24 protein-coding genes and 1 pseudogene are annotated in these 24,988 nt (G+C 47.0%); 5 read left to right on the top strand and 20 right to left on the bottom strand.

The window, feature by feature from the left end; all coding sequences use genetic code 11:
- Positions 1-95: 95 nt before the first annotated feature.
- Positions 96-977, top strand: coding sequence for a LysR substrate-binding domain-containing protein (locus ABOC97_RS08240; RefSeq protein WP_172408787.1), 882 nt, complete (start codon positions 96-98; stop codon positions 975-977).
- A gap of 868 nt (positions 978-1,845) precedes the next feature.
- Positions 1,846-2,790: an ArdC family protein gene (locus ABOC97_RS08235; protein WP_349596528.1), complete on the top strand. Its 945-nt coding sequence runs from the start codon at positions 1,846-1,848 to the stop codon at positions 2,788-2,790.
- A gap of 159 nt (positions 2,791-2,949) precedes the next feature.
- On the opposite strand, the pseudogene ABOC97_RS08230 reads toward ABOC97_RS08235, so the two are convergent.
- A pseudogene (locus ABOC97_RS08230) lies at positions 2,950-3,351 on the bottom strand (site-specific integrase); the annotation flags it as partial.
- A gap of 282 nt (positions 3,352-3,633) precedes the next feature.
- On the opposite strand from ABOC97_RS08230, the gene ABOC97_RS08225 reads away from it, so the two are divergent.
- Positions 3,634-4,428 carry a glycosyltransferase family 32 protein gene (locus tag ABOC97_RS08225; protein ID WP_349596169.1) on the top strand — a complete coding sequence of 265 codons (795 nt, stop codon included), beginning with the start codon at positions 3,634-3,636 and terminating at the stop codon, positions 4,426-4,428.
- A gap of 15 nt (positions 4,429-4,443) precedes the next feature.
- Positions 4,444-6,645 carry a family 16 glycosylhydrolase gene (locus tag ABOC97_RS08220; RefSeq protein WP_286584759.1) on the top strand — a complete coding sequence of 734 codons (2,202 nt, stop codon included), beginning with the start codon at positions 4,444-4,446 and terminating at the stop codon, positions 6,643-6,645.
- 278 nt (positions 6,646-6,923) lie between these two features.
- Here the strand turns inward: ABOC97_RS08220 and hchA are convergent, their stop codons facing one another.
- The 7 genes from hchA to virB11 all read right to left on the bottom strand — a co-directional run bounded on the left by hchA (position 6,924) and on the right by virB11 (position 13,922).
- Positions 6,924-7,775 carry a glyoxalase III HchA gene (gene hchA / locus ABOC97_RS08215; protein ID WP_172408791.1) on the bottom strand — a complete coding sequence of 284 codons (852 nt, stop codon included), beginning with the start codon at positions 7,773-7,775 and terminating at the stop codon, positions 6,924-6,926.
- Between the two features lie 664 nt (positions 7,776-8,439).
- Entirely contained in the window at positions 8,440-9,192 is a 753-nt protein-coding gene (gene mobC, locus ABOC97_RS08210; protein WP_172408850.1) for a MobC family replication-relaxation protein, read from the bottom strand.
- An 11-nt stretch (positions 9,193-9,203) separates the two neighbouring features.
- A complete protein-coding gene (locus tag ABOC97_RS08205) occupies positions 9,204-11,099 on the bottom strand; it encodes a type IV secretory system conjugative DNA transfer family protein (protein WP_349596524.1) in 1,896 nt (631 codons plus the stop codon).
- Positions 11,100-11,806: 707 nt separating this feature from the next.
- Positions 11,807-12,112 (bottom strand): hypothetical protein, encoded by a 306-nt coding sequence (locus ABOC97_RS08200; RefSeq protein WP_044711683.1) that lies wholly within the window; start codon positions 12,110-12,112, stop codon positions 11,807-11,809.
- Positions 12,113-12,160: 48 nt separating this feature from the next.
- A complete protein-coding gene (locus ABOC97_RS08195) occupies positions 12,161-12,463 on the bottom strand; it encodes a TrbM/KikA/MpfK family conjugal transfer protein (protein WP_172408792.1) in 303 nt (100 codons plus the stop codon).
- A gap of 44 nt (positions 12,464-12,507) precedes the next feature.
- Positions 12,508-12,906 carry a cag pathogenicity island Cag12 family protein gene (locus ABOC97_RS08190; protein WP_172408852.1) on the bottom strand — a complete coding sequence of 133 codons (399 nt, stop codon included), beginning with the start codon at positions 12,904-12,906 and terminating at the stop codon, positions 12,508-12,510.
- On the bottom strand, positions 12,903-13,922 hold the full coding sequence (gene virB11 / locus ABOC97_RS08185; RefSeq protein WP_349596163.1) for a P-type DNA transfer ATPase VirB11: 1,020 nt from the start codon (positions 13,920-13,922) through the stop codon (positions 12,903-12,905). Before virB11 ends, ABOC97_RS08190 begins: the two co-directional genes overlap by 4 nt.
- 37 nt (positions 13,923-13,959) lie before the next feature.
- On the opposite strand from virB11, the gene ABOC97_RS08180 reads away from it, so the two are divergent.
- Complete coding sequence (locus tag ABOC97_RS08180) at positions 13,960-14,967, top strand: hypothetical protein (protein WP_349596160.1); 1,008 nt, start codon at positions 13,960-13,962, stop codon at positions 14,965-14,967.
- On the opposite strand, the gene ABOC97_RS08175 is transcribed toward ABOC97_RS08180, so the two are convergent.
- From ABOC97_RS08175 to ABOC97_RS08120, 12 genes are all read right to left on the bottom strand, one after another.
- A complete protein-coding gene (locus ABOC97_RS08175) occupies positions 14,898-15,284 on the bottom strand; it encodes a hypothetical protein (RefSeq protein ID WP_349596158.1) in 387 nt (128 codons plus the stop codon). The genes ABOC97_RS08180 and ABOC97_RS08175 overlap by 70 nt on opposite strands.
- Positions 15,277-16,527: a VirB10/TraB/TrbI family type IV secretion system protein gene (gene virB10 / locus ABOC97_RS08170; protein ID WP_349596155.1), complete on the bottom strand. Its 1,251-nt coding sequence runs from the start codon at positions 16,525-16,527 to the stop codon at positions 15,277-15,279. The genes ABOC97_RS08175 and virB10 overlap by 8 nt, the downstream gene beginning before the upstream one ends.
- A 19-nt stretch (positions 16,528-16,546) precedes the next feature.
- On the bottom strand, positions 16,547-17,446 hold the full coding sequence (virB9, locus tag ABOC97_RS08165) for a P-type conjugative transfer protein VirB9 (protein ID WP_459253819.1): 900 nt from the start codon (positions 17,444-17,446) through the stop codon (positions 16,547-16,549).
- On the bottom strand, positions 17,446-18,129 hold the full coding sequence (locus ABOC97_RS08160; protein ID WP_172408796.1) for a VirB8 family type IV secretion system protein: 684 nt from the start codon (positions 18,127-18,129) through the stop codon (positions 17,446-17,448). Before ABOC97_RS08160 ends, virB9 begins: the two co-directional genes overlap by 1 nt.
- The gene (locus ABOC97_RS08155) at positions 18,122-18,259 is read right to left on the bottom strand and encodes a hypothetical protein (protein ID WP_172408797.1); all 138 of its coding nucleotides are present in this window, start codon (positions 18,257-18,259) and stop codon (positions 18,122-18,124) included. Before ABOC97_RS08155 ends, ABOC97_RS08160 begins: the two co-directional genes overlap by 8 nt.
- Before the next feature lie 83 nt (positions 18,260-18,342).
- Positions 18,343-19,407: a TrbL/VirB6 family protein gene (locus ABOC97_RS08150; protein WP_349596151.1), complete on the bottom strand. Its 1,065-nt coding sequence runs from the start codon at positions 19,405-19,407 to the stop codon at positions 18,343-18,345.
- A gap of 10 nt (positions 19,408-19,417) precedes the next feature.
- Entirely contained in the window at positions 19,418-19,645 is a 228-nt protein-coding gene (locus ABOC97_RS08145; protein WP_057067596.1) for an EexN family lipoprotein, read from the bottom strand.
- A gap of 11 nt (positions 19,646-19,656) precedes the next feature.
- Positions 19,657-20,361, bottom strand: coding sequence for a TrbJ/VirB5 family protein (locus ABOC97_RS08140; RefSeq protein WP_349596518.1), 705 nt, complete (start codon positions 20,359-20,361; stop codon positions 19,657-19,659).
- 20 nt (positions 20,362-20,381) lie between these two features.
- Positions 20,382-23,126: a VirB4 family type IV secretion/conjugal transfer ATPase gene (locus tag ABOC97_RS08135; protein WP_349596147.1), complete on the bottom strand. Its 2,745-nt coding sequence runs from the start codon at positions 23,124-23,126 to the stop codon at positions 20,382-20,384.
- Positions 23,127-23,136: 10 nt separating this feature from the next.
- On the bottom strand, positions 23,137-23,430 hold the full coding sequence (locus ABOC97_RS08130; RefSeq protein ID WP_149227865.1) for a TrbC/VirB2 family protein: 294 nt from the start codon (positions 23,428-23,430) through the stop codon (positions 23,137-23,139).
- A 5-nt stretch (positions 23,431-23,435) separates the two neighbouring features.
- On the bottom strand, positions 23,436-24,137 hold the full coding sequence (locus tag ABOC97_RS08125; protein ID WP_349596144.1) for a lytic transglycosylase domain-containing protein: 702 nt from the start codon (positions 24,135-24,137) through the stop codon (positions 23,436-23,438).
- Positions 24,138-24,778: 641 nt separating this feature from the next.
- The gene (locus ABOC97_RS08120; protein ID WP_044711713.1) at positions 24,779-24,988 is read right to left on the bottom strand and encodes a TraR/DksA family transcriptional regulator; all 210 of its coding nucleotides are present in this window, start codon (positions 24,986-24,988) and stop codon (positions 24,779-24,781) included.

Genomic DNA, 24,988 nt, shown 5'->3' with positions numbered 1-24,988 from the left:
TGACAGTATGTGAGGCAACATAAATCCCCGTCTAATCACATTAACGACGTTTTTAATGTGGGATTGTTATCGAAAAATAGTGATTGGAGGAACGTGTGGACTATCGGTATTTGCATGCATTTGTGGTGCTTGCCAGAGAACTGCATTTTGGAAAAGCCGCACTGCGGCTCAACATCACGCAGCCAGCCTTAAGCCGTCAGATTAGAGTGCTGGAAGATCAGCTTGGCATGGTGCTATTTACGCGTGATCGTCGTCATGTGGCGCTGACTGTGGAAGGAACTCAGCTTGCAGCGGAGGCGCGGAGCGCCGTCAGTCATTACGAAAAAATGCTGAGCCGTGCGAGTAGCCTTCGAAAAGGCTATAAAGGACAACTCATACTGGGTTATGTCGGATCTTCCATTCTTGATCCCGCCCTGACACGGTTAATCACCTGTTTTCGCGAGACTAAACCGGATGTTGAGATTGTTATTGAGGAGCACAACGTTGACGAACAGCTCACCCTCCTGCTCGACCATCAACTGGATATGGGGCTGCTCCGATCGCCTGTTCCGCATTTTGCCAACCTGGACTACGTGGATATCGCCACCAGGTCACTCATCGCCGCAGTACCGCACACGCATCCGCAGGCAGGAGTCGGTAAAATAGAGCTGGAGACGTTGTCCGGGGATACATTTATGATCCAGAAAGATCCGCCCGGGGTCGGGCTAGGCTGGTCTGCATTACATGCCTGTGAGATGGCCAGTTTTGTCCCACCCAAAATCTATTTTACTCGCGATGTTGCGGTGGCTATTGGCATGGTGTCGATGGGAATAGGAGTTACGCTGGTGCCAGAAACCCAGCGTTCTGTAACGTTGCCTAATGTCTGCTACTGCCTGCTGCACGATCCCGAGGTCACAACGACCTTAACGCTTTGCTGGCCGAAATTCAGGAAAAGCAGGGAATTGATAGAGTTTGTACGCTCTTTAACGCTTGGTTGAATCTTAAGAAGCTGCAGTTGAGTCATAGCCAGCGATCAAAATTGAGAAGACAAAACCGGGGAGAGGTGCCCGCAGTTTCTGCCCCAGCTCCCATCTTCAGGAAGATGTGTTTCAGGAATGCATTCGTGATGCTGGGGATAGCGGCAAGACGATTTTCTCATCGGGTAACTCTGCGGTATCGGAACAGTTGACGACGGCAGGGTGGTGAATGGGAACCTCAGGATGAAGCGCTCGGGCAAGAGGGATGGACTGTGCTGAAGAGAACACTGACAGAACGAGCATGATGCTTGCAAAAAGGGGACTCTGGATATTCATTGTTTATCTCCTGATGATATTCATCGCTCCAGAGAATACGCTTGCCACTCTTTTTATTTGTTTTCCTGAATTAAAAATGCCCGGTTTTATGTGGTTCTTCCGTAAACGTTATTACATTAATTAACATCTAGTTTCTATCTCCGAAATGAGGTAAAAAAATAATTGTCGTGGTTTTTATCAAACAAATTTACCGGCAGCTCAGATCCGAACTAATACCTGGAAATTCAAACCCCAAACCCCAAACCCCAAACCCCAAACCCCAAACCCCAAACCCCAAACCCCAAACCCCAAACCCCAAACCCCAAACCCCAAACCCCAAACCCCATTTCACCGCTGGCGTGTAAGGGGCTCTATATCTGTTTATTCAGGGATAGTTTTTTCTCCCGTGTGATTTCCGTTCATGTATCTGCTTCCGGTTAATCGTTTCCCAGCACAACCCGTCCCGCAAGGGTAAATGGCACGCCTGCTGCGCCCTTGCGGGATGGAACGATGCCGGGAAAGCGAACCGTCAGGCGATACGAAGACGAAAATCACACCACTGACGGAGAAAAAAATGACTATGTCCCTGCATACCAAGATAAGTGCCCCTAACACGACAGCGGCGACCAGCGTATCCTCGCTGGATCTGTCAGGCTCCTCAAAAACGAAATGTTCAACAGCCAGAACCGATATTTATCAGACTGTTACCGACAGCATAATTGCGGCGCTGGAAACCGGAGTAAAACCTTGGGGGTGTCCTTGGCAGCGAACTCCCGGTATGTCCGGTTTACCGTCCAATTACGCCACTGGTAAGGCTTACAGCGGAATGAATATCATGTTGCTTTGGTGCAGCGCGTCAAAACAGGGATTCTGTGATTCACGCTGGATGACCTACAAACAGGCAAAAGCGGTAGGTGGGCAGGTGCGCAAGGGAGAACACGGCACTACCGCGATTTTCTATACCACGCTGGAAAAGGAAAATGATAACGGAGAAACTGACTATATTCCTATGCTGAAAGCATTCACTGTGTTTAATGTTGAACAAATTGACGGTTTACTCCTGAGTGATGATGCCGTTTTTCCGGCAGAGATCTTTGAGCCATTACCACGTGCAGAAGCACTTTTTCGTAGTAGCGGTGCAACCATTATTGAAAAAGGACAGAATGCTTTTTTTACACCATCAACCGACGAAATTCGCTTACCTGAACGGTATCTTTTTATTGATGCTGCTAATTTCTACGCAACCGGCCTGCATGAGCTCGTTCACTGGAGTGGGGCAAAAAGTCGGCTGAACCGTGAAATGAAAGGGAAATTTGGTAGCGAGGGGTATGCGTTTGAAGAGTTGATCGCTGAGCTGGGGAGCGCATTCCTGATGGCGGATCTGGGGATAGTTGGAGAAGTTCAGCATGACAGTTATATCGCTACCTGGCTTAAAGCACTGAGGAATGATAAACGCTATATTTTCAAGGCCGCCAGCGCGGCATCGAAAGCACATCGCTATTTGATGGATAAAAGCTGAGTAGCAAAAAGCCGCAAAGGAATGCGGCTTAATGGGCTGGGGGTACTAAACCAGTAAAGGTTTAGTCAGTAATATTAGTGAAGCAGAGCAAGTACCGAACAGTCATATTCCTGTAGTGGTATTAAGACAACCTTAAGAAGGGACTGATGTATAGCTACTCTTGTATACCCATCCATGGAAAATTCGGTTGTATTGCCGGGTTGATATGTGCAGGTTGGTCCCGACCCAAGAAGTTTTTACTGTGAAAATTGTCAAACTATATCAATGTGGTAACAGCTTCTCTTGTCCCTTTGGTTATTTCAAATTGGACCGGGCTATCTGTTGCAACACGGTTGCTCTGCTTGAAACAGAGTTAACATATGCAACATCAGATACTTTGAGTTTGATCAGATCATAGCCTCGTAGCTTACTGTCCAAGGTCATATTGAACAGAGTTAAATCGCGCATTTTACCTTCCATTTCAAGCCTGATTCGGATCCCCCCTGATATGAGATATCTGATGTGGTCTTTTTGGTCAGTGATACTTACAATACGGTCTTTGTCCCACGGTGACGTGTTCATACTCAAAGCTCCTGTAATGTTGGAGATTTGAGCATGGTTATCCCTCATGAGCGAGGAACGGACAATGTCCCTTGCGCGATCCAAGATTGATTTTTCTTATTAAATTAAGCTATGGCTGACCTACGAACGATAGGCAAAATGCTCCTAAAGCTACGGCTTATGACAGTAAAAAACATATTGATAAAAATCTGAGCTGGTTTAGAATGCTATAATGGAATAATTATTTATTTTCGGCCTTCAGTTTGATCATTTTTAGAAATCACCCTTTTGAAGGAATCTACAATGGAATCAGAAGAAACGAAAGAAGAGAGTTATCAACAGCGTTCGGAGTTTATCAGAAAAATAATTCAACAGCCTGTTGAGGGTGTCATATCTTCATGCACTATACCAAAAAAAATAATTCAATTTTGGGATTCATCCAATACTATCCCTAATGATGTCAGACATTGCATGAAATCATGGCGTATCTTAGAACCTTTTGGGTATGAGTATTTACTATATGATTTCGTTAGCGCCCAAGAATTTATTAAACATAATTTGGGTGAAACATACAGTGAAGCTTTTGCCAAGTGTACTCATCCTGCTATGCAATCAGATTATTTCCGATTATGTTATATCTCGGTAAACGGGGGATTTTATGTTGACACTGATGATGTTTATCTGGGTAGTGAGATAAGTAGTTTTTTCACGGATGATAAGTTAAAAATACAACCTTTATGCTACGATATTTCCACCGATTCTATGATTCCACCAGAAATTTTTACAAAGGAAAATACTTATGAAGAATCTTGGATTTTTTATTTCAACAACAACCCGTTAATTGCTCCGCCTCATCATGTTATCATTGATAAGGCACTGAAGCAATCCACATACTTACTTAATAAATCAAGCTATCCTCTCACAGATATTCAGTCAACAACTGGTCCTGGTAATCTATCTAAATCTATTTTCTCGTGTCGCGAGGAAATAGATTTATTATCCCAGATTACGGTAGTATCAAACTGGCAAGATATTGCAGAAACTAAGTGGGATTTAGAATACAGAGCTGATTCTAGAAATTGGCGCTTGATGAATTAACATGGATTTTTAATAATGAACATTAAAAATAATTTGAAAGGCATTAGCCGTTTTTTTTATTCTTTTTACTTACGCTCTCGGTTACTTCTCCCAGCGCAAAAATCATCGACCTTTAATACATTAAATCAGAATGAAGGCGTTATTAGCAGGATTTACGCTATAAACTTAGAACGGGAAGCGATTAGATGGGCAGATTTAAATAAAGAACTGGGTAAAATACTAGATAAATCTAATAAAAAATTAACGAGCCAATTAACCAGATTCTCTGCTATAAACGCCAAAGAAATGTCAGACATTCTCAATGAGGAAGAGGTTATTCCTTATTATACTTTAGCAGACCAGTTGTACGTTGACCCTCAACCAAAAATCTTACCCGATAAATTTGATCTCGATGTCCCTATAAAAATGAGTAAAGCGGAAATTGCTGTAGCATTATCGCATCTAAATGTTATTAGGCTTGTTGCAGAAGGTTCTGATGCATATGCTTTAGTGCTTGAGGATGACGTGTATTTTGAAAGAGATTTTGCCAAAACCTTAGATGCTGCTTGGTCTGAAATGATTCAAGCTGACAGATCTTCACCTGGTTTTGATATCTTATATTTGTCATTTAAAGAGGTTATGAATGGCGCGAAAAAGAAAATTATTTCGAAAAGCATATTTAAACCAGAGCGAGGGTTATGGTATTTTTCAGGATATGTATTATCTAAGAAAGGAGCAAATAAAATCCTCTCACTCCTCCCAACTTATGGACCAATTGACTTATGGATAAATCATCAATTTGAGAAACTCGATGTGAGGGCAGTATATAAGTCGATCATTTCTCAGAGGTTGGATTTTAACTCTTCAAATTCCTATTCAATATTACCTACCTTAGTGAAGATTGGTATTATTGACAATGAAAAAGCTTCCAGTTTTAATGAACTTCCAAATTATTGGCCTGTTTTTGCATTTGGTGTAAGTGGTTCGGGTATTTCTTCTTTGGGTATGGCACTATCAATGCTTGGCTATAAGTGTTGTAGTGATATTGATAGACTTCCCAATGCAGACTTAAAAAATCTATTAAGTAATTCAGAGCAGAATGAATTCAATGCTTATGTAAATGTTGGCTGTCTCAGTAAGTATATCGGCATATTAAAAAAACAATATCCAAAAGCAAAATTTATAATTACCACGAGTGAATCAAAAGAAATCGAAGATGTTATTTTTAATATAATTGAGGAGATCGTTGATACTGACTATGTTGTATTGCATTCAGATGAAAAAAACAAATGGAAGGTTATATGTGAATACCTTCAATGCCCACCACCTATTTCAGCGTACCCAGAAATGGCTGACATTATTCCTAGGCAGATTATAGATATCACCAGTGCAGCACAAATCAATAATTCAGAAATTAACATGATACATGACATTTCCCCTTGGATATTAGAAAGAAAGAATTTTTCAGGAAATGGTTTTTTTATAAAAGATAATCCGAAGAGAATTGAAAAAGAGCTTGCTGATTTCTTCATTAATGATTCACTACAAAATATTAATAATAACTATTGGGAAATTCGCGATGATACTTTCCCTGGAAATCTTGGACTGTTTCGACCTCAAAATGTGATTCAAAATGATATTAGTGGTTTAGGTCTTGTAGTTAAGGAGGAACAGTTAGGCGTTAGAGAGTTTAGTGCTGCTGCGATTTCAAGTAGAATGAAGTTCCTATATGGCAGATTTGAAGTGTCCCTACGAGCGGCAAAAGTTGCAGGGATAGTAACCGGCTTCTTTTTACATAGAGATTCGCCTCGTCAAGAAATCGATATTGAGTTTGTTGGAAATCGATCTGATCATATGTTGATCAATGTTTTTTATAATCCTGGTGATGAAGGTGCAAAGTTTGATTATGGATATCGTGGTACACCAACTCTTATTCCTTTAGGTTTTGATGCTTCTGAAGAGTTTCATGATTACATGATTGAATGGAGTCCTGATGAGATAAAATGGTTTGTGGATGGAGTTATGGTTTATCGTAGAGGAGTTTGGGGGCCTACACCTATACCTCATTTACCCATGACCCTTCATGCTAACACTTGGCCAACCCGTTCCAAGGAACTGGCGGGACGTCTCCACACGCGTTCCTTACCCTGTATCACTTATATTAGGAAAATATGTATTGATGCAACAATGGATGTTAATAATCCAAAATTAAATGACCAGACAGTAGTGGCTGGTTAATCATTAGAGTGAAAAGTAAATCTTAGTAAGGCACTGGTAAAAATGTAGACACTATCAGTGCCTTAGTAGTTATCCCTCTGGATGGTTTTTTGACAATAATTTCCGTTTCTGGCACGGAACGGACAGAAAGCAGGGCCACCAAATCTCTCACGAGCCAAAAACCTAAATTATGATCTGACAGATACATGTATCAATGAAACTGTCGCTGTCAGATCAATTACGCCTTACTATCTGAAAATTATTTGATTTTCTGCATCGTGCATTCAAATTAACAATGTTCAGGAGGCATAAACTGAAAGGAGTTCTTTAGCTGCCAATTGACCAAGTGCGTTGGCTGCAAAAGGACTGTCACCTGTCAGTACCTTACGATCTTTGTATACGCTTCCTTTAATATCATCATTAACAATATTCATCCCCATTTGCTTAAGTGCATCGCCAAAATACCATGTGAGATGGCCCGGCATATAACCAATGTCAGGCGTCTGCTTATCAGCTGAATCAGGGAAAGCGCAAATAGAATACTCTTTTAGAGGGTTTTCACCATTGCGCAGCGAAAGGAATGCTGCTGGGCCATGGCAAAGGGATATGACGAAGCGGTCATTGTCCATGAACCAGCGAAGAGTATCGGCTACTGCGCTGCTTTCTGGCAGCCCAATCAGTGCGCCGTGGCCACCAGGAATAAACACGGCAGCATATTCACTTTGCTTGTTCAGGCTATTCAATACATCAGACAATTTTTCAGGATTTTGGAACTTGTCTCTATACCGGCTGAAAAATGGCATAACTTTCTCATCCTTGTGCGGCATGGCCCAGTATTCGAACTTTGTCATGTAACCTGAGATTGTCGCAATGTCAAAATCAAAACCAGCAGCATGCAGGTGATACATTGGAATAAGCGTTTCAACAGGATGGTTTCCCGTTGAGAACAGAGCCCCGCTATCAGTCATCAGGTAACGCTCATCCGCAGCGATGACCAGCACCTTCTTCCCTCCCATGCACTGTTTGGGATAGTCGTAGTCACTAAGGTCAGATACGGGGCTGGTAAACTGACTAAGGGAATAGTCAGAGGGGAAAAATGCGTTTTCTTCAGCATGATCCACTTTCGGATGTTTACTTTTATCATTTGTCATTACGTATTCCTCGTTGATTGGTGTTAACTCTCTTTCTCGGGCCTGAATTCGCCTGTTATATGGGCGACCAGGATAGCCTGAGTAGTGGTAGTCTCTTCCATACGGTTGCGTACGTATCTCAGGTGATTTGCTACAGCATGCGGAGATAGTCCCAGTAAACCAAGAACCACTTTAGCTTTTGATGACTCATACCCCCAATCTGAACACTCCTTTAATACCCATATTGCCGAATACAGGAATCATAATGTCGTGCAAAATACCACTAACAAAATTATGACAATTTAATAAATTTGAACGTGGCTTTGTGTTCCAGTTTTATGCCAGGAGAAATCATTCGATATCTTTATAAAATATCGTTCTAACTGTAAGTAATTAATATGATTTTTCTCATAAAAAAACTTAAAATCAGTTAACTTCAGCCCGGAATATGCGTTCACTGAGCGGCCTCTTCATGAACGAAACCGAGAAAAAATAGGCTACAGTCACAACCACACTGTAGAGCAACTTCTCTCACGTGCTGTTTCAGAGAATAGATCTTCTTGCATCTGAAGAATGGTATCCAGAGCTATCCTGATCACCCCTGAATGCAATAGTTGCGTATACTAGGCGCATGACAGAATCATAAAATGAGAGCTATCCCTTATTATCATGACTTCAGTAAAATTTAAATTTGCATTGAGGTAGCGATATCGAGACGTTGCAGTTCGTCAATCGTGTAGATGCGGAACACATTCCTGTGGCGGGTTTCCAGTGGGATGTGTTGATGATTCACGATGACGTACTGGATGCTGTCAAACAGCCGTTCAAGACCGAGTTTTTTTTGCGGGTCTGGCACAATATAAAAAACGTAGATCCAGTCTTTACGCGTTCGGGCCAGTAAATGACTGGCTATGATCGACTGGTAACGGGCTTTGGTTTTCAGATGGCGCTCGGTCTCGATGGCGATCACCGTGCCGCTGGGGAGGGCAATTAGCCCGTCCGGGCGGTGACTGACCTGATAACGACTCAGGAAAGTTGTGCGATCGCCATGTATCCAGCCGCATGCGCCTTTTTTTTCGAGGATGATCCGCGCCATCTGATTATCAAGGTGATGTTCCAGCGTCCAGCCTGTGAGTTTTGAAGGCTCAAACCGGGCCGGGAAAATTTCATCATCAGGCTGTATTACGACCGCCAGCCCGTCGTTGGTTATTCCCCACAATGAAATTTTCTTCGTACGTGATACCAGGACGTGTTTTTGTATTAACCCCATTCCCTCAACTTTTGAAAGCAGGGAATACAGTGATTTATGATCCCTGAAGCCGAACAGCAGCATCAGTGTTGTAAAATCACTGTACGTTTCTTCTTTCAGGAAATTCAGCAGTCGTATTATCTTCTCGCGATGTCGGGTCTGGCGCTCGCGGTATGCGGTGATAAGCATCATTTCCCCTTCTAAAAGTTCAGTAACGAGGGATGATCCTCTTTACCTGCACCTGCACCTGCACCTGCACCTGCACTTGTTGTTGTGTGTTTCTCGTCCGGCTTGTCAAAAAAGAGATCGGGTTGTGTTGTCGTGATAACTGATGTTGATGACGGTCCGGATGACATTTCTTCCTCGTCAAAATTCAGGGCAATGTTGACTCTTGCGGCGGTGGCGGCAACAGCGGGCGATACGGCACAGATCGCCAGTTCCCTTTTTTTAACCCTGATGGGAGAAATTAGTGAAGCAGAGGGGAGGGCTTTGGTGGTGAATATAAAACTGACAAAATCAGGCAGGTTCAGCACCATATTACTGTCGATAAAGAAACGCTCGGCCTGCCTGATGGTGCGTTCACTATCGATAGTCTCTGTCAGCACCGCATCTGTTTTGGCTTTGCGGACTTCGTCATCGACTAATATGGTGCCTGACATTCTTGCCACCCAGTCAGCGGTATCAGGGTCCATGACACGATAAACCAGCTTGAATTTGGCATTCTCCACAACTGCACCCACCACGGCATCGCTTTTCAAATCCGCCGGGCAATCTTTTAAATCGGCAATGGATTGGTGGTCCATAATAATGTGTACACCTTTATCCCGTGCCGCACCTAAGCCTTCCAGCGCAGGCTTGGATAAATGGTATTTCAGTTCGGAAAGGTAAATAGCAATAGGGCGGGGTGTGTGGTTTACCCGATCGCGCCTTTCTGCCAGCTGGTACAGGCGAACCAGCAGCATGCGCTGAGCGGTAATAATTTTGCTGTTGCGCATCGAGCCAATCACATAGCAGCAACCACCGTTATCAAATATTGTATTGAGGGAAAATCCTGCCGGTGCATTGATGGCATTGAGTAAGGCCAGCTCCTCAATTTTCCCGAAAAAGGCTTTTATCTTATCAGCGATACTTTGGACGTATTCCCCGTTATACACATCCCGAATGGTTGAGGTCGTATTACGGGCGACAAATTGTGCAGCTATTCGGGCTGCTTTGCGATCGTCAATGCGATAAAAGTCAGACTCTTGTCCTTTCTCTGCCAGACTGAAACCCGCGACAAAAAGTTCTTCCAGTTCATCAGCGGTGATATCGTTAATCAGGTTTAGCTGGTATGCCTGTTTCCTCAGGTCAATTAGGGCAAAGGATTTCCCTGCATCCTCGCAGGCTTTCCGGTAAAGGTGTGGGGCCCACTCATCATCTTTGGGATCCATAACAAATACGCCTTCACCGGCCAAAATACTCTGATAAAGTAATATCCCGGTGGCCACCCCTTTACCGGCCCCCGTGGTCCCGATGATATCGGCATGTTGTTTTTGCCAGTCTTTTAACGGCAGGTACATCGGCTGTTTCATTCTGCTCATGCCGATAAAAATACCTTTACTCAGGTTAATATAATCCTCCGGGTTATAGTGCAATGTTTCCGGTAGCAGCGATTTCACCGTTCGGACATCAGTACGTAATTCCCTTTCCAGAGTGGTTTTTCTGACGAACCGACTTTTTACTTTATCGAGTTCAGGTGTTAACACCCTGCGCAGAAGAATATGGAAAACAAAACCGGCTGCGGTAGAGGTAATCAGTATCAGCCAGGAGAGGACAGTATTGCTGGTGGCTATCTTTATTCGGTATATCCATTGAAATAATTCGTTCACCACGGGCGCTATTGTGCCAAACAAAAAGCACAGTATGGAAAAAACTATCACCAGCTTTTTCCATAAAGGGGCTTTGAGTCGTTCATCGCTTTTCATCGACGCGAAGAATGGCATGGTCAGCCCTGAGAATAGCGCCAAAATAGGTTGATGCTGGTGCATAAAAACGAGCAGTCCCAGCATGCCGTCCACTATCGGTGATAGTGAAACGATCAGCTTATTTAACACCATAATGCTTCCTTTATCGGCCATTCGCCCCACGACATCGCCCCCTCAATTCGCCCCACGGTGTTGGGCGAAAAGCTGGGGTGAAAGCAGGGGCAAACAGAGGTGGCTGCGGTGCAGCCATGTGCCGGTAGATAGACTTTCCGGCCCGAAACGACGTGCACCAGTTCATGCGGGCTGGACGCCCTTATTGCCTGGCGCATGGGGGTAATGGCGTGGCTGTACGCCGCGCCAAAACCCCCAGGGTCAACGGCGGCACACCGTCGCCCGCTACGCGCGACCAACCCCTTTAAGACGCGCGTTTCGCCTGTTTTTTTCTCGCAAGCTCCAAAAAACGGGAACGCTGCTTTAAAGGGGTTGGTCGCGCCTGATTGGTAATATCCCCGCTGGGGCGGGAAATATTACCTGGCTTGACGGTGTGCGGGGCAAGCCCCCCACAAAAAACGGCACGTGGGCGTGCCTTTTTGCTCGCTGGGGCGGCAAAATTTTTGCGGCTCCCCCGGCCTGCTTAATTCGCTGTGGGCGAATGTGCGCAGATGGATGCGGTACCTGAAAATTAACAATTTCTGCGAAATTGAATTTTCTGTCCGCGTTCCACTGGCTTATTTCACGGCTTAACAATTTCTCCGAAATTGAAGCCAGAAATTAGCCAGCCTCAACCCCGCCGTCTGTCAGTCTGTGGCGCTGTGAGGCATAGTGTAATGTCCGGTGGTTCACACCTGTTCGCGATATATTTCAGCCCGGCATTCCTGTTCAGCCTTTAATACCTCCCGGTAGGTTTCATCATCGACTTTCGTTCCCTGATTTTCGGCGTATCGTCTGAGTTTGTCAGCATCCTGTTCATTAAGACGCGAAAGATGATGTCGCAATAAACTGATCAGTCTACTTTCATAGATCTCATAGTAAAGGCCGCATCCCTGATTCGCTTCCTCAGAGAACTTTCTGTACACGGCTCCGACCGATATTCTGTCATGATGCATTGAGTGGATGTTGGAAATAAAAAGGTTTTCTTTATCCATATTTATTTCTCCCCAAAAAAAGGTACTAACATAATGGCCGGGGGTTTATTATCCTCTGAGCCTACCAAATCTGGACAGGATTTTATTCACCGCCTCTGGGTCGGCACTGGCACATTCTCCGAGGAAAGCTTTTCTGGCATTCAGTGTATGACCGGGTAAAAATCCGTGTTTATTCTTTTTGACGATATTAAAGAAAGTTTTTTCAGCTGAATGGCACTCACTCCCTCCACTGTTTCCGGTCGCTTTCCCGTACATACAAAGCACGACTTCGCATGGGTCAGAGGCGAAGCAATAAACAGGGAGCACAATGGCAATGCACAGCATTACCGTCGCAATGGAGGCGTATTTCATGATGAAGTCCTTAGCATAATTTCTGTACCAGGATATCGGTATATTTAATGTGAAAAATAAATATAGGTATCGCTACACGTCAGGCACTGAGTTGCAGGTTGATATTCAATAACACCATTTGCGCCATGCTGGCGAAGCCAGCTTGTTGCAGTAAAGAATGCTGTGCCTGATGGTGCAGCAACAACAATACGCGTCGAATGCGCAACTGCGTAAAATACGTCGGGGGTCCAAAGTGTCTCGTTAAACTGCGTTGAGTGAACGGACAATAACCACTTCCCATTAACGACTGGGGAAGGATTAATAACGGGGGTGTCATTCCATTGCGATAAATTGATATTCACTGACTCGCCCGATTTATCCCATTCAACAGATACCGGTGGGGGTGGTGACGAACAGCCGGTAAGCACCATTAAAAATAACAGTATATTGATGGTTTTCATTATGCTTTCATCTCCTCGAAGAAGGCATTACGGTGCAGTGGCCGGAAATAGATATCATTCATTCGGCGCACGTTGCCGTCTAAATCAATACTGACAATAACATCCAGACTGTCCAGCACTTTGCGTAACATAAACGTGTAGGGCAGCCGGGCGCATTGTGGGTTTTCATAACAGCGAGTAATAAAACCGTCTACCGCTTCTATTGCTGAACCCGCATGAAGGGAAGTCATACTGCCTTCATGGCCGGAGCCGGTTATTTTGAGAAAATCCCAGGCTTCACCACCGCGCACTTCGGTTAACAATATACGGTCGGGATTCATGCGATAATTCCAGCGCAGAAGACTGGCTGGCGTCACAATCGAGCCTTTTTCATCTGCTGATTCGGACGGATAGAAGAGGTGGACATAGTTTTTATGAACAAAAAAGGTGATTTCCGGATTATCTTCAATGGTCGTAATACGCAAATGGCGAGGAATAAAACCAATCAGCATCTTCATGTAGGTTGTCTTCCCGGTACTGGTTTCCCCGGCCACTGCGATAGTTTTACCGTACTCCACGCACTTCTCCATGAAACGCGGGATATCTTTGGCGGTATACAGGCCCAATAATTCCTGGTCGTGTGTCTGAGTGGTTTCTGCGCCTGTTACCCTGTTATAAAAACCGGCATCAATGTAGCTCTGGTGGGGAATTTGTACCTGTGACGGCTTTCGGATAGTTATGGAGACGGTGTTGCGCTCACAGGCCGGAGGGACAATAACCTGACAACGTTCACCGGATTCCAGCGTGGCTGACAGCCCCGGTTTGATATCTTCAATATTGTCGCCGTGATGCTTTGCCAGGCATCTGGCGAAGTTGTAGCACCCCTCATAATCCAGCGAAACACTGTGTAGCTCCCAGATACCATCAATTTTGGTAAATAGCTCGCCCGGGCGGTTGACGGCGATTTCTGTTAGTCCAGGATGAGCAATAAAATCGCCAAAAAATCGCTGTGTATAGCGATCGAGAGAGATGTTTTTCATGTGATATCCTTGTATCGGATACATTTATGGAGGGAGTATGTCGAAGACGAAAGTACTGTTCGCTTATTGCCATGAACTCGGGCGCTGTTTGTCCATTGATGAAGCGCGAACGGAATTTTTTTCCAGGAAGCCGGAAGAAAGGAAGCGGTTCACTTTTTCATGTAGCGATCGCAACTGTGATGTCACCATTAGCGGTGTTAACTATCACGTCAAAGCTGAAGATGGTGAGAAATTCAAGGCTGCGCACTTCCGTTCACCTCATCCTCACAAGTTCGGATGTGAATGGCTCGAATTCACCGAGGATGCGGATCAGGACCGGCGTCCAGATGAGTCAGAGGCTGATTTCACAGAACGAAAAGCAAAGCAAAAGCTGACGGACTATATCAACTGCTTTGACCCTTCAATAGATGATCCTGATGGCGAACCATCCGATCCCGTGAAGCCTGTTACGCCTGTTCACACAAGAAAAACGGTCGGGGATGATGATAAAACGGGTACAAATGAAGAGCCCCGCTGGAGTCGCTACACGCGAACCAACCAGCTTCAGCGACTTATCGACACATGGCAGGAAGCGAAAGAAACGCTGCCTCAGGATGAGTTCCGGGCGTTGAGACTCAGGATCATGCACCACGATCAGGTCTATCTACATGAATATATAACGCATATACAGCGTGGATTGGCTAATCCGTATTCGGGCGTCATCTATGGTGGTGGGACCCTAATGCATCGGTATGGTCGGGGTTTTCTGATTAATTTCTTTGATAAACATGAGGGGAAGCCTGTTCGCCTGTATGTCAGTAAAGATCTGATGGCGAAAGGACGGTTTGGTCATTATATCGATGAGATTCTGGACACTAAAAACGTCAGATATTTCCGTATATTTTTACTCAATCCGGTTGTTTCCGAACGGGAAAACAGCACAGGAAAAAGCGTTATCAACCTTGAAATATCAAAGCTGCGTCAACTGGCTATTTACTACGAACTGAACTCCAGCAGAGAAGATGAATCTTCATCGGTGGAGACGGAGGGGGAAAGTCCGGCGTAGCGGGCTAATGTTGTCACAAGAATGAGTATATCGGTGACGTCAGGCAGCGATATCTGCTTATGTGCCAGCCGGATATCGTCCGGGGAAAAAGGCGGTGCATCCAAAGGGCCTTCACTGATGGTGATACAGAACGGTTGCTCTTCTCCTGAGTCAATACTGAGTTCTATCAATGCGCCCCCGGCACGATAGTATGTCATGACTATTCTTTTGATTCCGGTAAGGTGTGACAGTAAGTCGTTGACGACAGCATTGCTGAAATCGTCCCTTACGATGACGTCTGTCGCCGTAACACCAAACAAAAACTTTCGATTATTCACTCTTCATCCTCAGCGTGTAGATGCCTGAAAAATCAATATCCTGACCTGTGACCAGGTTGATGATTTCACCCTGATTTTTGTAGAGAGTCGGTGGGATATTAATGCTGTTTTCCAGCGTGGTACGTGCCATATCCGCCATAGCCTGACGGCTGTTTTCTGTATAGTCGGTATTCCGATCTTTCTGACCGGCGCTGTTGGATGCCCATGCCCCAATATCAGGGATCATACCGACCAGTAATGCGCCTCCAAATCGCTCCCTGAAATGCGAGTCGATCCAGCCATCAACGCCAGCCTCGCCAAGCTCTCCGGCAGCACTCGTATCGACCAGCGGAATATCAAGGAAAGGGGGCTGGCGGGTACGCAGTTTCGTGATGATGATGAATGCGCGTCCCTGTCCATGTGTCATTCCTGTTTCTGCGCCAGTCTGGTACATCCCGGTGGCGGTGGTCCCTTTTTCAATCAGCTTTGTATTACCGCTGGCGCTCCAGATGTCTTCGGCGATCGTGCAGCGGATTTTCCCAGCCCGATCTGAGACAAAACGGTAATCCAGTGAGCAGGGAATAGTGGTATTTTCCGGCACGTACAGATCGGGATTATAAGGAATTCGCCGGACCGCTGTCGGGGACGATTCCGGCTGTGGCGACGAGGTGTTTAGCGGCTGACCGGTATCAGAAGATTGTGTCCCTGACGGCTGCCCGGTAGAGGATACCTGCGCCATTTCCTGATGCCGGGTCCGTACCGGATTTCGTACCGCCGAACCTGAACCCTCCCGGCGCACCAGAAAACGGGCTTTATCTAAGTCGGGTAGAGCCTCCGATCCGTTGGGTGTCATACTACCAGGGTTGTTGTCCGCCGGTTCTGGTGTTTTCGCGTCGATATAGTGCGTACCCAGATCGGTACGCTGTCGGGAATCGGTCCGATCTGTCGGGGCCACTGTTTCCTGAGGTTTTTCTTCACCGGGCTGCCAAAGAAGATTGTGGTATATCCAGTTACCCCCCCACGCCAGTGCAATCAGGGCAACGGCAGCGAATGCCAGAAAAGCGGTGGCTTTCCCCCGCTGGCGCTTTTTCAGTTTATTGACAGTCGGCTGTATGGGATCGTTATTGTCATCATCCTGCCAGGTGTGAAGCACAGCTTCACGCTTTGCGCGGGCCTCGCGCTCAAGCGCAGCAATATCATCATCCTTCTGTGTCGGACAGGACCTGGATTCATCTGGCACAGGATGTAGATGTTCGTCATTCATGTGTACAGTTCCTCAGCTGTTAATGGGTTGCGGTTTTTTCCACTCGCTCAACCTGCGGGGAGACTGTGGCACCATCTGCGACCTGAACCCTGCCGAAACCACGATTTTCCAGGCCGACCACAGCGCCACCGGAACGCAGGACCAGACGGGGCGTGACCTCCTGAATAACCAGTACGGTGAAGTTGCCTTTCCTGCGGACACTGCTGTTAACCACATGCTCCTGGCCGTTTAGCTCTTTTGTCAAAGAGGGAATGGATTTGGCTGGGGAGAAGCCCACGAACGTAAAGCGACCATCGTCATAGGCGAAGTCCGGAACGATACGTGTGCTATTGCTCCCCGGATATTTGAGATAGTCCCAGTTTCGTGGTGTCTGCGCGGCGTTAAGAGCCTGCTGGATATCGGCCTGCTGTTGTTTCTGCTCCCGTTCCCGCGCTTTGGTTGTGACTTCACGGCCCGATTTTTCGTGTGCTTCATCGGGATAGCGATAACTCACCTGAAAAGCAGGCTGCTGCGATGATTTTTCATCGATGACGTTTAGCTCGACGTTATACAGCCGCCGAGTGGTAACGATTAGCATGTTGGTATGCCAGTCGTGACTGTTGGGAGGAATGACCACCTGCGCTGTATTACCGTCCACTCCGGGGGCACCCTGAATCAGGGCTACCGGGCGGATACTGACCCGGTTTGCGTCTGTTGTGGCTTCCCATGCGTCCTCAAAACCTGGTTTAGCACTGATAACCGCTTCGTCATTGTCAAAGATGAGCGTGGTTACGAAACCGGGTCGGGTATTGACGACAGTGACGTTAAACGGGTTATAGACAACCTGCTGGAGACGGGCGTCGTAGCGGCTTGCTTGTGGTATTGCAGCACCCCAGGCTATACCGCACATCGCCAGTGCGAAAAGGATGATAATTTTCATTATTCAACTCCTCTGATTTCACGATCTGCCTGCCAACTGGTCACCGTAAAACCGAACGGGTTAACTTCCCGCTCTGTATCGCTCATTTCCTTACTTGGGTCGGAGTGGAATGTCAGGTGGGCATCCCAGTATTCTGTACGCGTACTGCTATCAGCGAGGCGGCGGATAGTTTTTTTGTAACGGAGGGTGGCGACTTTATCGGGGGCAGTGCCTTCGGTGATCTGATTAGACAGGATGTCGATATGTACGGTGTGGGCCTCATTCTGGTACACCTTATCCGGGGCGTCTTTTCCTGAATAAAGTGCCAGATAATCATCATTAACCTGAGGGCTGTTATAGACCTGTACCGTTGAATAATCGTCCTGTAGGGCAGGGTAAATGTAACGTTCACGCACTCTGACGTAACTTGAGGTCATCGCCTTCTGATAAGCTTCTTCCGCTGTCAGACTCGTTTGTGACGCTCGGGTGACGTGTTCCAACCGTCCGGTATGATTATCAACAGCATACAGCTCAATAACTGTCTGTTTCAGCGGTAATATCAGCACCACAGTGGTGAGTGCCAGTATGGCAATGAGTAAGCCCGCGCCGCCAACCATAAATCCCGCCTTTGTGGCGCGTTTGTCCCGCTCAATCATTTTCTGCTCAAAGGTGCGGGAATCAGCAATGATTGACTGTTCACTCATGATTGTTTAACTCCGCCATCATCTGAGGCGTGTTTACCGGGATGCCATTCCCACTAAAGGCCAGGGGATGGGGTGACTGTGCACAGCCGTAAAGCGCGCACAGTAAAATCAGCGCAATCAAGCGTTTCATGGGATGTTTCCTCAGTGGGTTGGATAGAGGGTAGTGTTAGCGCCGGGGGGATTGACGGAAATAGTATGCAAGGGATGACAAGTTTAACGATGAAATTTCTGAACGGTTGTTTCTCTTGATTTTGCCAGCCGTCGGGCCTCGTTCCTGGCGATCATTTGCTCAATGGCATACTTACGTGCCTGAGCAGCTCTGTATCCCGGGCCGCTGCCGGGTTTATCTGTACTGGCATCTCTCCATCCCTGAAGATTGTCCTGAATTGCGCGGTTTGTCTGCTTCCCGGCTCCTGCGGCTAATTTCCCTGCACCAAACGCCGCTGCGCCTATACCCACGGCGGACAGTCCCTGCATGGAGACAGTCGCTCCCGCCCCGGCTAGTGCTCCGGCCAGTTTTGCAGAAAGGTATACCATTATTGCCGTGCAGACCCCGGCGAGACAGACCTGAGCGCCTAGCTCCACAATATTAGATTGTGCAGATATTTGTGTGGCAATATCTAAGCGGGAGTTTAAATAATTAACGACCACTCGTAGCGACAATGCAGAAAACAGAACCGTTAATATGGCTGCGAAAATATTTTGCAGCCAGTTGTTAAACATGGGACGTAAAAAGCCATACATGAGACAAAAGATGAAAACGGGGGCTGTGATGCTGAGCAGCAAAACCATGACCTCTGCGATCATTGCAACAAAGGCTGTAATAGTCATTAAAACGAATATCCCAAGCCACACATAAAATTGAGCTGTGATGCCCTCGTCTTTTATGTACGTTGAATTATCCATGTCGTGTAACGTTTTGCCTAATACCTTCGCTTTATCCCATAAGCTATCCAGTAGTTGCCATATATTATCGTTGCCGGAAAAGCCGTCTTTTAAGCCATTGATAGCGTCAATGACCCCGTCGAGATAACCGCTGACATTGGCCACAAAGGACAGGATGATGGCCATTCTTATGATGTCCCACATGACGTCCTCCATGGGTGTGGACAACTTACCTGCCAGGCTCTGGTATCCACGCCACATGATATAAAGTGTCGCTGACGTTGCCGCCAGTCCCAGCATCATGGCGGAGTATGACATCATCAGTCCCTTTGTTGCGTCGGTGACTCCCCCTATCAGGTGTTTTTCAACACCGATAAATACACCACCAGGCATATTAACCTCACTATGAATTCAGGTTGGGAGTGGGGGCATTTAACTGTTGAATCTGAAAATGAGCTTCATTGGCATTTTTACAGTTTTCAGAGGCATCGCCGGTTTTCAGGCATTTTTCATATACTGTTTTCAGCTCATCGGGATGATCTTTGTACCACTGGGTCGTTTTGGTTTCGTCTCTGCAGCCGCAAATGATGAGGAATAAAATGGACAGGAACGAAAGGGTTAATAAACGCATGTGAAACTCCTTTAGCGGTTTAAATCGGGGGTTGGTGCAGTTAACTGCTGCTGGTTCCACTGTTTGAGACGCTCATCCTCCAGCACTTTCCCGCGTTTTTCTGCCGCCTTCACACTCATTTCCCACTGATCAGTGAGCGTGTTCAGCATCACTGATTTCAACTGAATACTGTTGGCAAGGTCCTGCGACTCCTTTGAGTCTTTAGAGAGTGCAATACGGTTCGACAGGTTGTTGATCTCGCCCAGTGCCTGGCTGACCTGATCCTGGATCTCGTTAGTCTGCTCAAATTGAATTGCCTTATTGATGACCTGTTGTTTGCAGATATCGGCATAGCTACCGGACTGCGCCGCGTTGCACGTATCGAAAACCCGGTACTTTGCGTATAGCGCATCGAACTGCCCGGCGGTGCCACCAGAAAGTAGCAGGTCGTTGAGTGTCTGGCCCGGCTTACGCAGTTTTTCCAGATCTGATTTAAGACTCTTCGCCTGATCAACGAAATCAACAATATTCCGGACACCGGTGGCCGTTGCTAACTGGTCTTTATATGCCTGAATTTGGCTCTCATAATGCTGCGCTGTTTGTATCCAGCGTTGTGCCTCTTTCAGCCATTCGAGCTCACGTAGTGGGTCAGCATCCACCAGAACAGGGATACCTGCGTGTGCCAGCGGGCTGATAATCACACACGCAATAATCAATGTATGAAAACGCCGTTTCATCATGAATCTCCTGTGGATTTTCAGAGTGCCTGAGCCAGGTAAGAATCCAGCCATTCATGGGGCTGCATTCCTTCCCGGTAGAGAGAGTCGAAGATTTCCAGGTTGTCGGCGCTGCCGCTCATGACTTTTGTGTACCTGCCGATCCCGGAAAGATCGAGCGTCACACGTGCAGCAAAACGCTTTATGTCGCCACGTCTAAATTGATTTTTTACCACTACATACTGACGGGCCTGAGGATCCAGGGCTTTCACGACGTCGAACACCTCCGGCTCAAACTTCATTCCGTCGACATAGTGTGCCCAGTCAGCACTGGGGTTAGCTGCCAGGATCTGCGTCCCGCACTGCTCAATCACGGCAGGCGCAATTTCATCCCTGATGATCTCCGCCGGGGATTGTGTTCCTACAACCAGCATCCCGTTTAGCTTGCGGATAGTTTTCAGCCGGTTATAGGCAAAATCCTTAAATACCGGATCCCGTAGCCATTTCCAGAACTCATCCATGAAGATAACCAGTCGACGTCCGTCGAGTAGGCTGGTAATGCGGTACAGCAGATAAAAGGAGATCGGCGCGCAGATGTTCGCATCGTCAAGAAACTCTGTGCCGTCAATGCCAAAGTTATCGCAGCGACTGATATCGAAGGTGTCTGATGCGTTATCAAACACCCAGCCAAACTCGCCACCCTGCGCCCACTGCGACAGGCGAATACTCAGGCCATTCTCCTGAGCTTCTCGGGTCGCAGGCTCCGGAAGATTCTCCAGTAAACGAGTGATCCCATGAATACGGTACTGTGGTTCATTATCGATCACCGCCAGTATGGCGTTATTTAGACGTCGCTCATTGCGGGGCGTGATGGTCGCACCGTTACGCGTACACAGCAGTTTCATCAGCTGACTGATAAAACTGATATTGCGTTTCGTGGGCGATAGCGAAAATGGGTTCCACCCGGTGGGCTCGCCATGTGCAATACGGTAATAACGGCCTTGCAATGCCCGGATATTCATTTCAGCGCCACGATCCTTATCCAGATAAACGGTTGTCAGTCGTTTGGTTTTTGCGTCGGGAGAAAAACTCTCCGTATGGCTATATTTCTGCTGCATGTTTTCCAGAAATGTCATGAGCATGGTTTTACCCGAACCGTTGGTACCGAGAATGCAGGTACTGGCTGGATTCTTCTCGTTGAATTCATCCTTGTCCGCCAGCGTATTGTGAAGGTTCAAATAGTAGCCATCTCCTGAAGGAGTACGCAGTAAGGCCATCGCATCCCCCCATGGCGCGTTATCGCGCTTGCCTGGATAGAAATTGTGTAGCGAGGCCAGCTCGACAAAATTACGACTACTCAGCTCACCCTTGCGGGGCCGCAGATGATAATTGCCGGGTAGTTGCGCCATATATCCGGCTGAAAGAGAAAGCGCGGCGGGAACCGATATAATGCCGAGGTTGTTCAGAGCATTGCTGATTTCGCTGGTATCGGCTACCAGATTATCCAGCGTGTGGGAAAACACCATGATGGAAAAATGGTGTTTTCCATACGCAATTTTTCCCGATGTCAGCAGGTCAAGCGCCACATCCAGATCCAGCCGCTGTGACACCGCATCATCATCTGAACTCATTAACAGACGTCGGGTGCGTTTGATGGCCTTCCGTGCTTCTTCCCGTGACATGCAGGTGTAGGACTGTGTGATGACATAATCGCAGGGGGCATAAAGCAGCGAATCCATCATTCCAGTCGCGGTTTCTTCAGGGAACTCTTTAACTTCCAGACCCCGGAAATACTGGGTGCCGCCGGTATGGTTTATCTGTCCAGACTCCCCGGAGAAAAACAGCGCCGCCGACCCCATGACGGAATATGCAGGAGCACGGGTGACGCGGATCCTGCGCCATTGGTGCGTCAAGAGATACTCGTAAAAGGATAACTGGGAGGAGAATACCGCCTGTTCTTCGCTGAAAGTACCAAGAGAGTGTGCGGCGTAGCGTGACAGAGCGGTATCGAGGGTACCTTTAATTTCCAGCATCTCCTGCAACGCACCGTCAAGCTCTTTCAGTTTCTGGCCGTCTTTCATACGCCGGTGTCCGGCTTTTTCCAGACTGGCAAAAGGGCGGTAGCAGGCAGTCAGGAACAAGCGGTTACGGCGAAACGGGTTAGCCTCCAGCGAGGCATAATACAGACGGCTGACTTCATCAGCGTAAGGGTTGCCGGATACCTTATGTAGCGAATCGGTAAATGGCTCCCTTACGTTATGGATATAGAAGGTGACCGGCATCCCCTCGAAAGAGCGGATAATTCCGTGCAACTGGTTACGGTCAATATTGATCGTTTCTTCTGATTCACAATCGAACGGAGTGCCCGTCAGTTCCCAGGTACAGTAGAGGTCACTATTGGGTGAGCGGACGACATGTTGATGAATATGCGATGAATACGGAATGTATTTCCTGAGCGTGGCACTCTGATTCAATTTCATGACGTTGAGAAACTCCGTGATATCAACAGCATCATGCTCAATGGGCATAAATGCTGTTGCGCTAAATAGACGGTTTGCCGCAGGTTTTCCTCTTGCCCTGAGCCAGACGGCTATCAGGCTGAACCGCATGGGTTCATTCCTGGTGAGCGATTTCATCAGCAGAAATTCAATCGGGAGTAGGGCGAGGAAAGCGACGGAGGTCCAGACAGCAATGATGATGGTGATACCCGTGACAGCCAGTAGAGGCACCATCGGCACTCCCCATAGTGCCGCCGGACGTCTCATTGCCTTAAGCAGCTTTGCCATAGATAACCTCTCAGCTCATCAGCAGTGCGCCGATTTCACTGCCTCCACCAATCAGAATGCCGCCAATGATGATGTAGGCGCACTGGGACAGGCTTTCGCCTTTCCAGAGTGTCTTGTAACCTACCCAGATCACGGCCACGGTAATGGTGATGGCCGCCAGGCCATTAAGGCCGGTGGCGACTTTTTCCATCACGGTATTTGCGCGTTGAAAGCCATCGGCAAAAACCGGAGGTACAGAACAAACGATGAGTGCAAATGCGGAAACAGGACTGAAAGCGGCCTTAAGTTTGCAGCAAAGTGTCATTATTCTTACTCCTCACGGGGTGACAGGGAGAGGCTCCGGCGCAATGACGGCGTAGAGATCTTTTCTATGGCAATTTTCTTCTGGCGGAATTTTGAGGGGACGCCACGAACCACGCCCTTTGGCCAGATCACGCAGGGACGTAACTGGTCACCTGCAGGCGTAGGCTTCAGGAACGACGGGGGTGTCAATTTATCCTCGTGGGTTCCGGGTACGGCATAGTGGGGAGCAGCAGCGTAACCGATTCGTTGCACATAGCTGGTTCCGGAAAAAGCCGCTTCCGGCTGTTCTCCGGTACGGAAATTGCCGGAGTAGTAGCAACTCAGTGCTCTTTTCAGCGAGCCGCCGCGTCGGTAACAGTCGTTGAGGATGTGTTCGAAAACAGACAAATTGGTACAGGGATCAAGCAGCTCAGAGGCTGTCACACCGTAATGATGGAAATTGGTGCTGGTAATTTGCATCAGCCCCACAGAATAACGGCGGCTCTGCGCCACAAGGCGACCTATGATTCGCTCGGCTCTTTCCCGGCTGGTGGGCTGATGAGAAATGATTTTAATGTGACCGAAGGTGCCTGAGCCCTTTGGGATAATTTCGGCGATCGCATAAGGGTTAAAATTGGACTCCACCCTTACGACGTCGAGTGCTGTGGACGGATGAATGCTGGTGGCACACTGCATGGCCACCGCCAGAAAGGCAGATGAGGAAAGCATAGTAGCCTCGGGAATGCGGGCAGCGTACATAGCTAAAGAACCATGCATGCTGAGGGAAATTTGAAGGGTTAAATGTGTGGTTTCGAGATTGTGAGCGCTTTGCGCCGGATTGCCGAAATCATAATAAAGTGTGTCATGAGATATTATCTACAGGGCTTTTGATTCGGATAAATGCTGCACTATTGTTTTGCGGTAGATGTTTGATTTCAGCGTATCTGTTGAAAATTCCAGACCGACAAAAATATGTCACTTGGTTTTATTTGGATAGTTCTCTAATCAAAATAATAATAAACGGTTCACGTCCCAATTCTGCATTCCGATTTCAACGGGTCAGCGAGAACATTCAGCGGCACACTGAATTAAGGTTGTGTGATAGCCTGATATAAATTATTAAAGAACGGTGCTCGACCAAGGCTGAATAAATTCCTTACTGTCAGGTCGATGAGCAGAAACACTATCAGGATGGATTTAATTAATATAAATTGGAATGATAAAGTGAAAATGAAATGCTAAGAGTTTTTTGGGGATGAATTTTAGTAGTGTAGGGGGGAGGGGAGATATAATCGGTGATTGTATTTTTACTAATAGTGAAATATAAAGACGTGCGGGGTTTTAATTCCCTGCACGTCTTGCTGTTAAAATTATCGTTTGCGTCGCTCAAGCATTTCCTGGCATTCTCTACACGTTGTTACTCCTGGGAGAGTGCGCCTCCGCTTTTCAGGAATTGGTCTGCCGCAGAACTGACAGTGATACAGGGAAGGCGTTGCTGCTGGTTTGAAACGGCTTTGTTCAATCATTTCCTCCAGACGTTGCTCATTGAATTCCTGGTCGCGATCAACTTCGTCAGGCAT

The organism is Kluyvera huaxiensis (assembly GCF_040149365.1).
GTDB lineage: Bacteria > Pseudomonadota > Gammaproteobacteria > Enterobacterales > Enterobacteriaceae > Kluyvera > Kluyvera intermedia_A.
The sequence above is the reverse complement of the archived record's forward strand: the minus strand, read 5'-3'. Positions and strand labels throughout refer to the sequence as shown.

Bases quoted from the DNA above. Each gene is read 5' to 3' on its own strand.
- ABOC97_RS08235 (WP_349596528.1), top strand. From the start codon at position 1,846: ATGACTATGTCCCTGCATACCAAGATAAGTGCCCCTAACACGACAGCG.
- ABOC97_RS08140 (WP_349596518.1), bottom strand. From the start codon at position 20,361: ATGAAACGGCGTTTTCATACATTGATTATTGCGTGTGTGATTATCAGC.
- ABOC97_RS08120 (WP_044711713.1), bottom strand. From the start codon at position 24,988: ATGCCTGACGAAGTTGATCGCGACCAGGAATTCAATGAGCAACGTCTG.
- mobC (WP_172408850.1), bottom strand. From the start codon at position 9,192: ATGCTTATCACCGCATACCGCGAGCGCCAGACCCGACATCGCGAGAAG.
- hchA (WP_172408791.1), bottom strand. From the start codon at position 7,775: ATGACAAATGATAAAAGTAAACATCCGAAAGTGGATCATGCTGAAGAA.
- ABOC97_RS08225 (WP_349596169.1), top strand. From the start codon at position 3,634: ATGGAATCAGAAGAAACGAAAGAAGAGAGTTATCAACAGCGTTCGGAG.
- virB9 (WP_459253819.1), bottom strand. From the start codon at position 17,446: ATGAAAATTATCATCCTTTTCGCACTGGCGATGTGCGGTATAGCCTGG.
- ABOC97_RS08205 (WP_349596524.1), bottom strand. From the start codon at position 11,099: ATGGTGTTAAATAAGCTGATCGTTTCACTATCACCGATAGTGGACGGC.
- ABOC97_RS08160 (WP_172408796.1), bottom strand. From the start codon at position 18,129: ATGAGTGAACAGTCAATCATTGCTGATTCCCGCACCTTTGAGCAGAAA.
- ABOC97_RS08130 (WP_149227865.1), bottom strand. From the start codon at position 23,430: ATGACACTTTGCTGCAAACTTAAGGCCGCTTTCAGTCCTGTTTCCGCA.
- ABOC97_RS08150 (WP_349596151.1), bottom strand. From the start codon at position 19,407: ATGCCTGGTGGTGTATTTATCGGTGTTGAAAAACACCTGATAGGGGGA.
- ABOC97_RS08200 (WP_044711683.1), bottom strand. From the start codon at position 12,112: ATGGATAAAGAAAACCTTTTTATTTCCAACATCCACTCAATGCATCAT.
- virB11 (WP_349596163.1), bottom strand. From the start codon at position 13,922: ATGAAAAACATCTCTCTCGATCGCTATACACAGCGATTTTTTGGCGAT.
- ABOC97_RS08125 (WP_349596144.1), bottom strand. From the start codon at position 24,137: ATGCTTTCCTCATCTGCCTTTCTGGCGGTGGCCATGCAGTGTGCCACC.
- ABOC97_RS08155 (WP_172408797.1), bottom strand. From the start codon at position 18,259: ATGAAACGCTTGATTGCGCTGATTTTACTGTGCGCGCTTTACGGCTGT.
- ABOC97_RS08220 (WP_286584759.1), top strand. From the start codon at position 4,444: ATGAACATTAAAAATAATTTGAAAGGCATTAGCCGTTTTTTTTATTCT.
- ABOC97_RS08180 (WP_349596160.1), top strand. From the start codon at position 13,960: ATGTCGAAGACGAAAGTACTGTTCGCTTATTGCCATGAACTCGGGCGC.
- ABOC97_RS08135 (WP_349596147.1), bottom strand. From the start codon at position 23,126: ATGGCAAAGCTGCTTAAGGCAATGAGACGTCCGGCGGCACTATGGGGA.
- virB10 (WP_349596155.1), bottom strand. From the start codon at position 16,527: ATGAATGACGAACATCTACATCCTGTGCCAGATGAATCCAGGTCCTGT.
- ABOC97_RS08145 (WP_057067596.1), bottom strand. From the start codon at position 19,645: ATGCGTTTATTAACCCTTTCGTTCCTGTCCATTTTATTCCTCATCATT.
- ABOC97_RS08195 (WP_172408792.1), bottom strand. From the start codon at position 12,463: ATGAAATACGCCTCCATTGCGACGGTAATGCTGTGCATTGCCATTGTG.